This is a genomic window from Hydrogenophaga palleronii (genome assembly GCF_031457455.1).
Lineage (GTDB): Bacteria > Pseudomonadota > Gammaproteobacteria > Burkholderiales > Burkholderiaceae_C > Hydrogenophaga > Hydrogenophaga palleronii_A.
The window spans coordinates 486,561-500,631 of the sequence record NZ_JAVDWU010000002.1 but is presented as its reverse complement, the minus strand read 5'-3'; the positions used below and the strand labels follow the sequence as shown (position 1 = coordinate 500,631).

The window sequence follows — 14,071 nt, the reverse complement described above, 5'->3', positions numbered from 1 at the left end:
GCAAGACCTGTCTCCTGTCTCCGGCTCTGGCAAAAGCCCCAGAACCTTCTGTTCAGGCACATGGTCCTCAATCAAGTGCCCGCTGTCCAGCCCTCAGCCTGCAGAATCGGCCGATAACTGACACACATCAAGAAGGGGAGCGCCCCGGCATCGGGCGGTCAGCAGAACCCGACAGGCCAATCAGGCAAGCGCCGGATAGTCCGTGTAGCCCTGCGCACCACCGCCATAGAAGGTGCTGCGATCGGGCGTGTTGAACGGCCCGCCGCGCCGCAGACGCTCGACAAGATCCGGATTGGCGATGTAGGACTTGCCGAAAGCCACCAGGTCGGAACCGTCTTGCAGTGCCTGCTCTGCCAGCGAAAGGTCGTAGCCGTTGTTGACCATCCACGCGCCTTTGCCGCCTGCAGTGCGGTAGCCGGTGCGCAGCGCGGCATAGTCGAACGGTCGATCGGCGATGTCGCGCGGGCCGCCGGTGGCGCCTTCGATCAGGTGCAGGTAGGCCAGGTTCATGGGCGCCAGTTGCCGCACCACGTGATCAAACAAGGGCTGGGGGTCGGCGTCCACCACGTCGTTGGCCGGCGTCACAGGCGATAGGCGGATGCCGGTGCGCCCGCCACCGATGGCATCCGTGACAGCCTTCACCACCTCCAGCAACAGGCGGGCCCGGTTTTCGATGCTGCCGCCATAGGCGTCTGTGCGCTGGTTGCTGCCGGTCTTGAGGAACTGGTCGATCAGGTAGCCGTTGGCCGCGTGGATTTCCACACCGTCAAAGCCAGCCTCGATGGCGTTGAGCGCGGCCTGACGAAAGTCCTCCACGATCCCGGGCAGTTCGTCCAGGGCCAGCGCGCGTGGCTCGGAGGTGTCCACAAAGGTCGGCACACCGTCCACGATCAGCACGGTCTTGGTCTTGGCGCGGATGGCCGACGGCGCCACGGGTGCGCCGCCATCGAGCTGCAAATCATTGTGGGACACCCGCCCCACGTGCCAGAGCTGCACCACGATCTTGCCCCCGGCGTCGTGCACGGCCTTGGTGACACGCTGCCAGCCTGCGACCTGCTCGGGCGCATACAGGCCTGGCACATCGGCATAGCCCTGCCCCTGGTGACTCACGGGCGTGGCTTCGGTGATGAGCAGACCGGCCGTGGCGCGCTGGCTGTAGTAGGTGGCCATGAGCGGCGTGGGCACAGCCCCGGGTGCGCGGTTGCGGGTCAGCGGTGCCATGACGACGCGGCTGGACAAGTTCAGTTCGCCAACGGCGACGGGTTCGAACAAAGTGGACATGAGGAAGTGGCCTGGTGAACGAAAAGCCGCGATTGTGGGCGTTTCATCCTCGCCGGGCATGCAGCTCAATCAAAGCCCTTGCGACCGCCGGGACGATGCTCACCGCGTTGGTGGCGTGGGCAATGCAGTCCGTGCTCCACACCTCACCAGCACCCGCTGCTTGCACCCGTTCGAGGGCGTCGGATGCAAACAGGGCATGGGTCACCGCCACGTCAACGGAGGCGGCACCGGCTTCTCGCAGCAGTTCAATGGCACGCACCAGGGTGTGACCGGAGCTTGCCACATCGTCGATCAACACCACCGCGCGCCCAGAAACGGACATGGCCGGAAGCTCGATATCGACCTCGCGGTCACCATGGCGCGTCTTGCGGCACACGGCATGGTCCCAACCATGCCGCCGGGCGGCCACGGCCACCCATTGCAAGGCCTCTTCGTCCGGGCCGATGAGCAACACCTGACGGCGATGTGCGGCGATGTGGTCGGCGAGAAGCGGCGCACCGCTGAGCACGACGGCATCGGGCACCGGGATGGCTTCTTCGAGCGTGGCCACGCGATGCAGGTGCGGGTCCACCGTGATCACGGCATCAAACAGACTGGCCAGAAAGCCGCCCACGATGCGCTGGCTGATGGCCTCGCCTGGTCGAAACGCCATGTCTTGCCGCATGTAGGCCAGGTAGGGTGCCACCAGCGTGAGGTGGCTGGCGCCCAACTCGCGCGCCGTGCGGGCGGCGATCAGCAGTTCCACCAGCTTTTCGTTGGGCTGATGAAGACCGCGCCAAAACACCACGCGAGGCGGCAGCGTTTCAGGCAGCCGCAGCCGAAGTTCACCATCGGGAAAGCGATGCCGCTCCATCACGGCGCACCGCAGCGCCGCCTGATCGGCCACCGCCCGCGCCATCGGCAGCTCATCGTCGAAACAAAGCAGGCAGCCCGCCGCACTGGTCGGAACATCCTTCATCAGAACTCCACGAAGACGCGCGGCACATCGGCCTCGCTGCCGATGCTGAAGCCACTGGCGCGCACGCTGGCCAGCCGGGCGAACTCCAGATCAGCTGAGTAGCTGGCGTACATGCGGTACAGCGGTTCGCCCGCGGTCACGGCGTCGCCCAGTTTGCACAGCAGATCCACGCCGGCACCTTTGACCTTGGGCGCTCCCGCCAGCCGCGCCACTTGCGCGATTTGAAGGTTGTCGATGCCGGTGACCACGCCACTGATGGGGGCCGGCACGTCCAGGCTGAGCACGCCCAGTTGCGGATGGTGGTGATCAAACCCGCGTGTTCCCTGCGCCTGGATGATCGCTTGCATCTGTGCGAGCGCGCGGCCGGAATCGAGAATGTCGCGCGCGATGCGAAAGCCATCGCCGCCGCGCACATCCGGGCTGCACTCGATGATGCGCCCTGCCAGCCGCAGCGACTTCTGTCGCAAATCGTCGGGGGCCTGCGGGTGGTTTTCCAGCACCTGCATCACATCCCGCGCCTCCAGCACCGGCCCCACACCGCGACCGATCGGCTGTCGCCCGTCGGTGATCACCACGTCCAGCGACAGGTGCAATCGCTGCGCCACGTATTCGAACAGGCGACGCAGTTTTTGCGCCTCCGGCATGGAGCGCACCTTGGCCGTGGGGCCGATCGGTATGTCCAGCACCAGGTGGGTGGCACCGGCGGCCATTTTTTTGGACAGGATGGACGCCACCATCTGCCCCGGCGAGTCGATGTTCAACGGCCGCTCCACCGAGATCAACACATCGTCGGCCGGTGAGAGTTGCGCCGTGCCGCCCCAGGCCAGACAACCCTTGTGATCACGCACGATGCCGGTGAGCTGCTCGAAAGGCAGTTCCACATTGGCCAGCACCTCCATGGTGTCGGCCGTACCTGCCGGTGAGGTGATGGCACGGGATGATGTCTTGGGAAACACCAGGCCATAGGCCGTCACAATGGGTACCACCAGCATGGTGGTGCGGTTGCCCGGAATGCCGCCGATGCAGTGCTTGTCCACCACCAGTGACTCGTGCCAGTCCAGCCGGCGCCCACTGGCGACCATGGCCTCGGTGAGAAAGTAGACCTCCTCGCGGTCGAGTTCGCTGCGGTTGCTGGCCACCACGAACGCGGTCAGTTCGATCTTGGAGTACCGCAGGTCGGCAATGTCACGGATGATCGCGTGGAAGTCTTCTCGACCCAGACGCTCGCCGTTGATCTTGCGAAACAGTGCGGGAATGGATTCCGGCGGCTCTGCCTGCGACACCGAGGCCGGGTGTCCGTGCGGCACTTCGAGCCGGGCAAACGCGTCTTCGGAAACACCCAACTCATCGCAACCCACGATGCTGGTGTCGTCCACCACATTGAGCGTAGCCAGGATGCGCCTACCGTTGGCCCGGATCTCCACCTTGGACAAGGCCTGAAAACCTTCAGCCCGGTACACCGCGCAATCCCGATGCAGGTAGGCCACGTTCTCGTGGTAGGTGTCGATGGCCACGCGCCGCAGCGACAGGCTGGTTCCCGGTGCGGGCGGTTGTTGCGTCTCCATGTTCGACACGATACACCGCAAAAAAGCCAGTCACACCGCGCGCAGAAGGCTGTTCTTTCCAGAGACACCGCGGAACTGGCTCTGCCAGGCCGCTGGTGTCGCCCCCTGGGGGGTGACGCCGTAGGCGGCGCGGGGGGGATCCGCCCTAGCCCACCACCAATCGCATCACCGGCATCACGCGCTCGGATTCGGCACGCCTCTCCAACGCCAGGCGCATATTCATCTGCGCCACTTCGGTGTGCTCCACCGCCAGTGCCTGGGCGCGTGCACTTTCGCCACGCCGCAGGGCATCGAACAGCATGTGGTGCTGGCGGTGGGCGTAAAGCATCCAGTCGCGGTCCATGGCCACCGTGCCCTGCATGGGCAACATGGCCGACGCGGGCGCAAAAGGCAGTTTGTCGTTCAATGCCACGGCCCGTTGCAGGGCGCGATTGCCGCAGGCCTCCAGCAACAGCGAATGAAAGCGATCATTCATGACAGCGTAAGCGGCGTAGCTCTCAAGCGTGAGCGGGTTGTCGGCCAGCAGGCGGTCGCCTTCGTCCAGACAGGCTTGCAGGTCGCCTTGGAGCTGTCGGGTCAAGCCGTGCTCGGCCACCAGGCGCGCCACCATGCCTTCCAGATGACCGCGCACCGCAATCGCATCGGTCACCTCCTGCGCGGTGAACTGCCGCACCAGGTACTTGCCGGTGTCGTTGGCTTCAACCAGGCCCTCCTGTTCCAGTGTGACCAGGGCCGCTCGCACCGGCGTGCGCGAAGCACCCAGGCGTTCGGCGAGTTGCTGCTCCGCCAGGCGCTGACCGGGCTCGAACTGACCGCTCAGGATCAGATCACGCAGTTGCATCAAAACAGTGTCTTGCAGGGTCATGGCGCAAACTGTACACTGAATTTTACAAACGGTATACCATTTCACCAGCCCACAACGAATCTGCAAGGACGCCACATGAAAGCCGAACTCAACCAACGCCTCACCCAGGTCGGGCCAGGCACTCCCGGGGGCGAGCTGTTGCGTCGCTACTGGCAGCCGGTGGCCTTGCTGGATGAATTCGACCCCGCGCTGGACCCGCGCATGGCGGTGCGTCCGGTGAAAGCGGTGCGGCTGCTGGGACAGGACTTTGTGCTGTTCCGCAACGCATCGGGCGCCTACGGCCTGCTCGACCGCGACTGCCCCCACCGTGGTGCCGACTTGGCTTATGGCCGCAACGAGGGTGATGGACTGCGTTGCCCCTTCCACGGATGGAAATTCGACACCACCGGTCAGTGCATCGAAACCCCGGCGGAACCGGCGGGCAGCACCCTTTGCACCCGCATTCGCCAGCGCAGCTACCCATTGGTGGAAAAAAGCGGTGTGCTCTTCGGCTGGTTTGGCCCGGAGGGACAGACGCCTCCGCCTTTCCCCAATCTGGATTGTTTTGCCGCGCCGGGCACCCACACCTTTGCGTTCAAGGGGCTCTGGAACTGCAACTGGCTGCAGGCCTTTGAAGTGGGCATCGACCCGGCCCATGCGTCTTACCTGCACCGCTTTTTCAACGACGGCTCGCTGGAAGACAGCTACGGCAAGCAGTTTCGCGGCGCCAGCGCGGGTGACGTGGGCGGCGAGCGCTGGCCCATGACGCGCGTGATGCGCGAATTCGGCCAACCTCAGATTTCGTTTGCCCCGCAACCGTACGGGCTGCAGCTCACCGCGCTGCGCCCCATGACCAACGAACTCACGCACGTGCGCATCACCAACGCGGTGTTTCCCCAGACCTTCGTGATCCCCTTGTCGGAGACCATGACCATCACTCAGATGCACGTGCCGGTCGACGACACGCACAACTACTGGTTCGCCTTCTTCACCAGCTTTGCCGGCCCGGTGGATAAAACGGCGATGCGCAACCAGCGCCTCGATGCCGTCACCCTGCCGGACTACATCCCCAAGTCCGGCCGCCACAATCAGTGGGGCTTCAACGCCGAAGAGCAGGTCAACCGCACTTACCTGGGCATGGGTGAAGACGACATCAACGTGCACGACCAATGGGCTTGCGAGAGCATGGGCGCCATCCAGGACCGCACACGCGAACACCTGGGCACCACCGACAAGGTGATCATGGCCAACCGGCGCCTGCTGCAACAGGCCATCGATGCGGTCGAGCAAGGCGGCACCGCGCCCGGCATGGCCGACCCAGCGCTGCACGATCAGATCAACGGCCCCGACACGGTGGATGGCATTGCGCCCGCACAGCAGTGGCAGGCCTGGTGGCAGGACGCGGTGCAGGCCCGGCGTGAAGGTGCGCCCTGGTCAGCCAGCACCGCCGTTCGCCCGGAGCCAGTGGCATGAGCTTTGCCGACCTTTGCGGCATACACACGCCTGAGCGCCAAGCAGCCTGCCTGAGACTTGCCAAACTCATCGAAGCCAGCGGCGTCGAGCTGGTGCGCATGGGCTGGTGCGACACCCACGGCATGTTGCGAGGCAAGACGCTCACTGCGGCTGCGGCCATTCGCGCGCTGCGCGATGGCGTGGGCATGGTAGGCACACTCATGCTCAAGGACACCGCCGATCGCACCGCCTGGAAGGTGTTTGAGCCCGATGGCGTGAGCGAGCTACCTGGCTTTGCCGGCGCGGCCAACCTCATGCTGCTGCCCGACCCGGCCAGTTTCACCACCCTGCCCTGGTTGCCCCGCACCGGCTGGCTGCGCTGTCAGCCGTGGTTTGGCGACGGCAGGCCCGTGACCCTGGACACCCGCCGCGTTCTGCAAAGTGCGCTGGCCCGATTGAAGAAGGCAGGCTACGGCCTGAAGACCGGCCTGGAGGTGGAGTTTCACATCTACCGCATCACCAGCACACGCCCCCAGCTCAACCCCGAACTGGCCGCCTGGCCCGGCCTGCCACCGGAAGTGGAAATGATCCATCCCGGCTACAACCTGCAAGCCGAGGCCATGATGGATATGGCCGACGAACCCTTGCGCATTGTTCAGCACACCGCGCAGGCGCTGGGTCTGCCGCTGCAATCGCTGGAAATCGAACTCGGCCCCAGCCAGGTGGAGGCAGTGTTCGATGCCACCGATGCCCTGACCGCCGCGGACCAGATGGTGCTGTTCCGCAATGGTGTTCGCCAAGCGCTTCGGCGTGCGGGTTACCACGCGACCTTCATGTGCCGCCCGCCGTTTCCGAACATCATGTCAAGCGGCTGGCACCTGCATCAGTCGCTGGTCGACCTCCAGTCGGGCCGGAATGCCTGCGTGCGCGAAACCGCTGCCCCCGGCAGCGGCCCGGCCGATGCCACGCACACCTTGTCCGATGCCGGCGCGCACTGGCTCGGTGGCTTGCTTGCCCACGCCCGCGGCATGACCACGCTTTGCACCCCGACCATCAACGGCTTTGCGCGCTTTCGCCCGAACGCGCTGGCCCCGCAATCGGTACTGTGGGGGCGCGACAACCGCGGCGCCATGCTGCGCGTGGTGGGCGCCGCTGGCGACAGCGCCACCCGCATCGAAAACCGTGTGGGCGAACCGGCCGCCAATCCCTACCTCTACATGGCCGCGCAGATACACGCCGGACTCGACGGACTGGCACGCTCGTTGCAACCACCGCCGGGCAGTGAAACGCCGTACGCCGAGCATGCTGAAAAAATCCCGACCACGCTGGCCGATGGCCTCGCAGCCCTCCAGGCCGACACCGCGCTGGGCGAGGGCTTGGGCAACGACTTCGTGCGCTACTTTTGCCGCATCAAGCAAAGCGAGATCGACCGCTGCGCGCAGGCCGAAGACCGGACCGACTTTGAGCGCCGCGAATACTTCGCGCGCACCTGAACACACCTCGCTCACACACCATGATCCACATCCGTTTTATCGCCGCCGACCAATCCCACCAGGACATCGAAGCCGCTGTTGACCAAAGCCTCATGAAAGCCGCCGTCGATGCCAATGTAAAAGGCATCGAGGCAGACTGCGGTGGCAGCCTCACCTGCGCCACCTGCCATGTGATGGTCGGCGCCGCTTGGGCAGAGAAATTGCCCGCAGCCACGCCCGATGAGCTCGACATGCTCGACTTCGCCGCCAGCCCGGTTCAGCCGACCAGCCGCCTGAGTTGCCAGATCCGTCTGACGCCGGAACTCAATGGCCTGGAGGTGCACCTGCCCGCTTCACAGCACTGACAATCCGATCGACAGCCGCACAGGCCCGATGCCTGTGACTCCCCGTTCGCCTGACCAAAGGATTTCCATGGACTACCTGTTTCCACCCCCACCCGTCGTGTCGGTGCCGGTGCTTGGCCGCACCGAGCGCTTTCCCGTGCACCGTGTCTACTGCGTGGGTCGCAACTACGAGGAGCATGCCAAGGAGATGGGATTCACCGGCCGTGAGCCACCGTTTTTCTTTCTGAAGCCAGCCGACACCGTGGTGGTGTGTGAAGATGGCCAGACGACGACCATCCCCTACCCCAGCCTCACGGCCAACCTGCACCACGAAATCGAGCTGGTGGTGGCCATCGGCAAAGGGGGCAGCAACATTGCCGCCGCGCAGGCGCATGAGCACATCTTTGGCTACGCCGTCGGGTTGGACATGACGCGTCGCGACCTGCAGTCCGACATGAAAAAACAGGGCCGCCCCTGGTGCATCGGCAAGGCCTACGACCACTCGGCCCCCATCGGACCGATCACGCCAGCGGCCGAAGCGGGCCCGATCCACCAGGCGCCGATTGCGCTCACGGTGAACGGTGCGGCCCGCCAGAGCAGCACCATCGACAAGCTCATCTGGAACGTGGCGGAAACCATCGAGCATTTGTCCAAGGCCTGGGAATTGTTGCCCGGAGACCTGATCTACACCGGCACGCCAGAAGGTGTGGCAGCGGTGGTGCGAGGCGACACGATGCATGGAACGGTCGGCGGTCTGACGCCGATCACCGTGCAGGTGACCTGATTGTCTTCATCGGGTTTTCCCTGTATCCCGTTTCTCTATACTTCCAAAGGAATAAACTCATTTCACATTGTTAAATTTTTAACGCCGCGCGGACCCGTCTTCGGGTTTGACCCCTTTCCCGATGTGCAGCAAATCCCTACCTTGGGCACGACGGGCACCACAACGCCTTTTTGAACAACCTTAGGAGATCCCGACCATGATCCAGCGCAGAACCCTGCTCCAGTCCGGTGCCGCCATCGCACTGGGCGCCCCCGCCCTGGTGGGCTTTGCCCAGCAAAGCGTCACGCTCAAGTTCCACACCTTCATGTCGCCCCAGTCCAATGTGTGGCTCAACATGCACAGGGCCTGGATGGACAAGGTCGAGAAAGACTCGGGCGGGCGCATCAAGTTTGAAGCCTACCCGGCCATGCAGCTCGGCGGCTCACCCGTGCAGCTGTTCGATCAGGCACGTGATGGCGTCGTGGACGTGGTGTGGACCCTGCCCGGCAACACGCCCGGTCGTTTCCCTCGCATCGAGGTGTTCGAGCTGCCGTTCATGATGAACAACGCCGAAGCCACCTCGAAGGCCTACTGGGAGTACGTGCAGACCGTGGCCAAGGACGAGTTCAAGGACGTGCAGCCCATTGCCCTGCAGGTGCACGGCCCGGGCATGTTCCACATGCGCACCAAACAGATCAAGACCGCTGAAGACCTGCGCGGTTCCAAGGTGCGCGGCCCGACCCGCCAGATCACCAAGATGCTGGGCTACCTGGGCGCCACGCCCGTGGGCATGCCCCTGCCACAAATCCCGGACGCCCTCTCCAAGGGCGTGATCGACGGTTGCGTGATTCCGTGGGAGGTGGTGCCATCGGTCAAGGTGCACGAACTCACCAAGTTCCACAGCGAGTTCGATCCGGCCGGTGGTGCGCTCTACACCACGACCTTTGTGATGGCCATGAACAAGAACAAGTACCACGGCCTGGCACCCGACCTGAAAGCCATCATCGACAAGAACTCCGGCATGGAGACCTCCGGCTGGCTGGGCAAAGTGCAGCAAGGCGGTGACCCGGCCGGGCGCAAGGCGGCGGTGGACCAGGGCAACAGCATCTACACCATCGCTGCGGCAGAGGCACAGGAATTCCGCCGCAAGGCGCGCCTGGTCGAGGTGGAATGGATGCAGGACATGGACAAGCGCGGCTTCAACGGCAAGCAGCTGTTCGAAACCGCCAAGGCCTTGATCGAAAAACACGGCAAGAAGGCCTGAGCGGCCCAGAGGCGCGCTCCCCCATCAAGAACACCGGGCCCAGGCCCGGTTTCTTTTTGGCATCATCGCCGCCGGATAAACTGCCCCCCATGAATCGCACGCCCGCCAAACACTGCCGCAATTGCGGAACCCTGGTCGAGCTGAGACTGCCCGACGATGGCGACACCCGAACGCGCGCCGTCTGCCCTGCCTGTCACACCGTGCACTACGACAACCCGCTGAACGTGGTGGGTACCGTGCCCGTCTGGGGTGAGACCGGCGAGCGGGTGCTGCTGTGCAAACGCAACATCGAGCCGCGCCGCGGCAAGTGGACACTGCCCGCAGGTTTCATGGAACTGGGCGAGACCACCGCCGAAGGTGCGGCACGCGAAACAGATGAAGAAGCCGGTGCCCGCTTCGAAATGGGCGACATCTTCACACTGATGAACGTCGCCCGCGTCGGGCAGGTTCACATCTACTACCGGGCGAGGCTGCTCAGTGACCAGTTCAACCCTGGCCACGAGACCATGGAAGCGCGCCTGTTCACGGAAGAAGAAATTCCCTGGGACGAGATCGCTTTCCGCACCGTGCGCGAAACGCTTGAGCACTACTTTGCCGACCGGCGCCGGGGCCATTTCGGTTTTCACGCGTTTGACATCGCCTAGCGTGCGCTTGGCGCACCTCCGCTGAGCCCATGCAACCGCAACGCGATTGGCCGCTCGTGCTTGCCCTGGGCACCGCCCAGACGCTGGCTTGGGGCTCCACCTACTACCTGCCGGCCCTTCTGGCCAAGCCCATGGCGGCCGGGCTCGGTTTGCCAGAGACCACGATCTGGGCCGCTTTCACGCTGGCCTTGCTCGCATCGGCCGCACTGGGACCGTTCGCGGGCCGCGCCATTGACCGTTTGGGAGGCCGCCCCGTGCTCATGGGCACCAGCCTGTTGTTTGCCGCTGGCCTTGCGGCGCTGTCGCAGGCCCAGGGCATGGTCAGTTTGATGCTGGCCTGGCTGGTGCTCGGCGTGGCCATGGGCAGCGGTTTGTACGAAGCCGCGTTTGCGGCGCTGGTGAGGCTCAAAGGCACCGAGGCACGCGCCTCCATCACCGGCATCACGCTCATCGCCGGTTTCGCCAGCACCGTGGGCTGGCCACTGAGTGGATGGCTCGAGGCTGAACTGGGGTGGCGCGGTGCCTGCCTGACCTGGGCTGCCCTGCATCTGCTGCTGGGCCTGCCGCTCAATGCCAGCATCCCCCGCGCTGCGGCATTGCCATCGTCGCCAAGGCCGGTGCAACCTGAAGACATGCCCGTGGCTGCGCAGGCGCCGTTGGCACCACCGCCGCGCCACACCGCCTGGTTGCTCTCGTATGTGTTCGCGGCCACCTGGTTCATCAGCACGGCCATGGCGGCTCACCTCCCGCAATTGCTGGTGGCCAGCGGTGCGACGCTGGCCGCGGCCGTGGCCATCGGCGCGCTGGTCGGGCCAGCGCAGGTCGCTGGCAGGTTGCTTGAATTCGGTTTGCTGCGGCGGTTCCACCCGTTGCTGTCAGCGCGAATCGCAGCCATGCTGCACCCTCTGGGCGTGTTGTGCTGGCTTGTGATGGGGCCGACGGTCGGCGCCTTGTTTGCCGTGTTGCACGGGGCTGGCAACGGCATTCTCACCATCGCCAAAGGCACCTTGCCGCTGGTGTTCTTCGGCCCGCAAGGCTACGGCCAGCGGCAAGGCATCATCATGGCGCCGTCCCGTGTGGCGCAGGCCTTTGCGCCCTTGCTGTTCGGTTTGTGCATCGAGCGCTTTGGCTCGGGCGCGCTCTGGATCTCTGCCGCCATCGGGCTGACTGCGGTGGCCGCACTGTTCTGGCTGCGCGCACACGACAGCAACTGAGCCCGCCGCTGCCTCGGGCCCTGAACCGGTGCCTGAGGGCTGGCTCCTGCGGCAAGGCATTGCAGGGACATGGATGCGCACGCCATCCGGAGTTTCACCGATTGGACAGAAGCAGCTCCATCGATACGCTTCGTTCCACCATCCATGCGAATAGAACCCTTGCCAGGCCCCAACGGCCTTTTCAGTGTGTCAGTGATGCCGCGCTTTCTGGTCGACAGCCAGCAAGTCGGCTGGCAGGGTGCGTACTTCACCGACATCGACGGCGCTCCTGAAGGCACTGTTGATCACAAACACGCGCGCTACTGCGTCCAGCGAGGACTGCACCAGGAGACACGGCGCACGCTTGGCAGCCGGGACTGGCAGCCGTTTTCAACTGGCTTTTCCGTTTGGCGCGCGGGGGATGAGCAGCGCTTCGACTGGCGCAGCGGCGGGCGTTCGCAATTCCTTTTCATTGAATCCGACATGGCAGCGTCGGTGCTTGGCGATGCGCGAGAACTCACACCTTCGGGGCATCGGAGCCCTGTCGCTTCGCACATGCTGGAGCTGATGTTCGATGCGCTTCAGGCCGATCTTGCTCAGGGCAGTCCTGCCGGCCCGCTGGTGGGCGACTCGCTGATTACAGCCATCGTCGCCCACCTGGGAGGGGCCAAGGCATCCGTCCTGCGCCAGCCAGCCAGGCGAGCTTGTGCGCGCGCCATCGAGCTGATGGAGACACGGTTTGCCGAGCCCATCACGCTGCAGGACCTGGCTGAAGTCTCTGGCCTGGGCCAGCGACAACTCTGCCGGGCCGTCGGTGAAGCCACGGGTGTCTCACCGCACCAGTACCTCCTGCGCTGCCGCGTGGACAACGCCAAGCGCCTGATCGCACGGGGGCTTTCACTCAGTGAGGTGGCACTTGACTGCGGCTTCGCAGATCAGAGCCAGTTGACGCGCACCTTCGTGCGCCAGGTGGGTACAACGCCTGGCGACTATCGCCGCAATCTCGCACGCTGACGTCCGGTTTCGACAAAAGCCGCCGTTCCTGACAAGACGGGCGACGCCCGACTGCCTACATTCCTGCTCTGCGATCGCTATGGCTTTCGCAAGCAGGGCTCCACGCTTCGACCTTCAGTCTCACCGAACGTCTGGCGCTGGCAGTCATTCAAGTCGTATCCATCAACCCTTTCTTGTTCGAGAACCCGACCATGGCTGAACTGACGACCCGTGCCTTCCTCAAGATTGGCGCACTTGCAACTGCGCTGGCCCTGTGCGGCCCAGCAAGGGCAGCCGAAGTTGAGCTTCTGCCCAATGGACTGCTGACCCCCACCACCAAAGAACAGACCCAATCCGACCAGTTCAAGAAGGCTGGCACCTGGCGCATCGGCGTGTCGACCCCCGGCGTGGGCAACACATGGATCGTGCAGATGATTCAGGAGATGAAATTTGCAGCAGCGCAGCGCAAGGAGATCGTCGAGTTCATCTTCACCGAAGCCAACTGGCAACCCGCCAAGCAGGTGGCCGACGTGGAAGACCTGCTGACCCGCAAAGTCGACGCCCTGATCCTTGCCCCCATGTCGGCAGGCATCGGTGCGCCCCTGGCAGACAAGGCGGTCAAGACCGGCATTCCGGTGGTGGTGTTCGGTGCATTTGGCAAGGCGATGCAGTCGACCGTCGAGATCGGCGCGGGAGGCGAGGTCTTCGGCCAGCAGGGTGGCGAGTTCCTGCGCAAGGAGCTCAAGGGCAAGGGCAATATCTGGGCCATCCGTGGTGTCGCTGGTGTGGACGAGGAAACACTGCGCTACAACGGCTTCCGCAAGGCCCTCGCTGGATCGGACGTCAAGATCACACAGGAGCTGTTTGGCGACTGGAGCTACGCCAAGGGCAAGCAGGTCTGCGAGAACCTGGTGCTCTCAGGCAACCAGGTCGATGCCATCTGGTTCTCTGGCGCTGAAATGACCCGCGCCTGTATCGACGTGTTCAAGGAGAGCGGCAAACCGCTGGTGCCCATGACCGGTGAAGGCAACAACGGCTTCCTGCGGGTGTGGAAGTCCACCGGCGTGAAAAGCGTGGCCCCACAGTTCACGCCAGGCGTGGGAGCGGCGCTGGTGCGGGCCACGGTGGCCCTGCTTGAGGGCAAGCCTTTGTACCGCACCTATTTCTCGGCGCCACCGGCCATCACTCAGGCGGAACTTGACAAGCACTTCCGCCCCGATCTGAGCGATGCCTACTGGCTGCCCTCCACGCTGCCCGAGGCCACATTGAAGGAAACCTTCAAGCGCTGATCGCCCAGG

General features: G+C 64.4%; 13 protein-coding genes. 9 read left to right on the top strand and 4 right to left on the bottom strand.

Going from position 1 to position 14,071, the window contains the following annotated elements:
- Positions 1–180: 180 nt before the first annotated feature.
- The 4 genes from J2W49_RS06820 to J2W49_RS06805 all read right to left on the bottom strand — a co-directional run bounded on the left by J2W49_RS06820 (position 181) and on the right by J2W49_RS06805 (position 4,669).
- Positions 181–1,281, bottom strand: a complete 1,101-nt coding sequence (locus J2W49_RS06820) for an alkene reductase (RefSeq protein WP_310313343.1) — start codon at positions 1,279–1,281, stop codon at positions 181–183.
- A gap of 43 nt (positions 1,282–1,324) precedes the next feature.
- Complete coding sequence (locus J2W49_RS06815) at positions 1,325–2,239, bottom strand: ribose-phosphate diphosphokinase (RefSeq protein ID WP_310313341.1); 915 nt, start codon at positions 2,237–2,239, stop codon at positions 1,325–1,327.
- Positions 2,239–3,804: a thymidine phosphorylase family protein gene (locus J2W49_RS06810; RefSeq protein ID WP_310313339.1), complete on the bottom strand. Its 1,566-nt coding sequence runs from the start codon at positions 3,802–3,804 to the stop codon at positions 2,239–2,241. Before J2W49_RS06810 ends, J2W49_RS06815 begins: the two co-directional genes overlap by 1 nt.
- Before the next feature lie 145 nt (positions 3,805–3,949).
- Positions 3,950–4,669 carry a GntR family transcriptional regulator gene (locus J2W49_RS06805; RefSeq protein WP_310313336.1) on the bottom strand — a complete coding sequence of 240 codons (720 nt, stop codon included), beginning with the start codon at positions 4,667–4,669 and terminating at the stop codon, positions 3,950–3,952.
- A gap of 75 nt (positions 4,670–4,744) precedes the next feature.
- On the opposite strand from J2W49_RS06805, the gene J2W49_RS06800 reads away from it, so the two are divergent.
- The 9 genes from J2W49_RS06800 (at position 4,745) to J2W49_RS06760 (ending at position 14,062) form a co-directional block, all read left to right on the top strand.
- Entirely contained in the window at positions 4,745–6,121 is a 1,377-nt protein-coding gene (locus J2W49_RS06800) for an aromatic ring-hydroxylating dioxygenase subunit alpha (protein ID WP_310313334.1), read from the top strand.
- On the top strand, positions 6,118–7,593 hold the full coding sequence (locus J2W49_RS06795; RefSeq protein WP_310313332.1) for a glutamine synthetase family protein: 1,476 nt from the start codon (positions 6,118–6,120) through the stop codon (positions 7,591–7,593). The genes J2W49_RS06800 and J2W49_RS06795 overlap by 4 nt, the downstream gene beginning before the upstream one ends.
- A 20-nt stretch (positions 7,594–7,613) precedes the next feature.
- The gene (locus J2W49_RS06790; RefSeq protein ID WP_310313328.1) at positions 7,614–7,937 is read left to right on the top strand and encodes a 2Fe-2S iron-sulfur cluster-binding protein; all 324 of its coding nucleotides are present in this window, start codon (positions 7,614–7,616) and stop codon (positions 7,935–7,937) included.
- Between the two features lie 67 nt (positions 7,938–8,004).
- Positions 8,005–8,700 (top strand): fumarylacetoacetate hydrolase family protein, encoded by a 696-nt coding sequence (locus J2W49_RS06785; protein WP_310313325.1) that lies wholly within the window; start codon positions 8,005–8,007, stop codon positions 8,698–8,700.
- 196 nt (positions 8,701–8,896) lie between these two features.
- Positions 8,897–9,943, top strand: coding sequence for a TRAP transporter substrate-binding protein (locus tag J2W49_RS06780; protein ID WP_310313322.1), 1,047 nt, complete (start codon positions 8,897–8,899; stop codon positions 9,941–9,943).
- 89 nt (positions 9,944–10,032) lie between these two features.
- Positions 10,033–10,587, top strand: a complete 555-nt coding sequence (locus J2W49_RS06775; protein WP_310313319.1) for an NUDIX hydrolase — start codon at positions 10,033–10,035, stop codon at positions 10,585–10,587.
- Positions 10,588–10,616: 29 nt separating this feature from the next.
- Entirely contained in the window at positions 10,617–11,801 is a 1,185-nt protein-coding gene (locus J2W49_RS06770; protein ID WP_310313316.1) for an MFS transporter, read from the top strand.
- Between the two features lie 144 nt (positions 11,802–11,945).
- Positions 11,946–12,794: an AraC family transcriptional regulator gene (locus J2W49_RS06765; RefSeq protein ID WP_310313314.1), complete on the top strand. Its 849-nt coding sequence runs from the start codon at positions 11,946–11,948 to the stop codon at positions 12,792–12,794.
- Positions 12,795–12,985: 191 nt separating this feature from the next.
- Positions 12,986–14,062, top strand: coding sequence for an ABC transporter substrate-binding protein (locus J2W49_RS06760; RefSeq protein ID WP_310313311.1), 1,077 nt, complete (start codon positions 12,986–12,988; stop codon positions 14,060–14,062).
- Positions 14,063–14,071 lie beyond the last annotated feature (9 nt).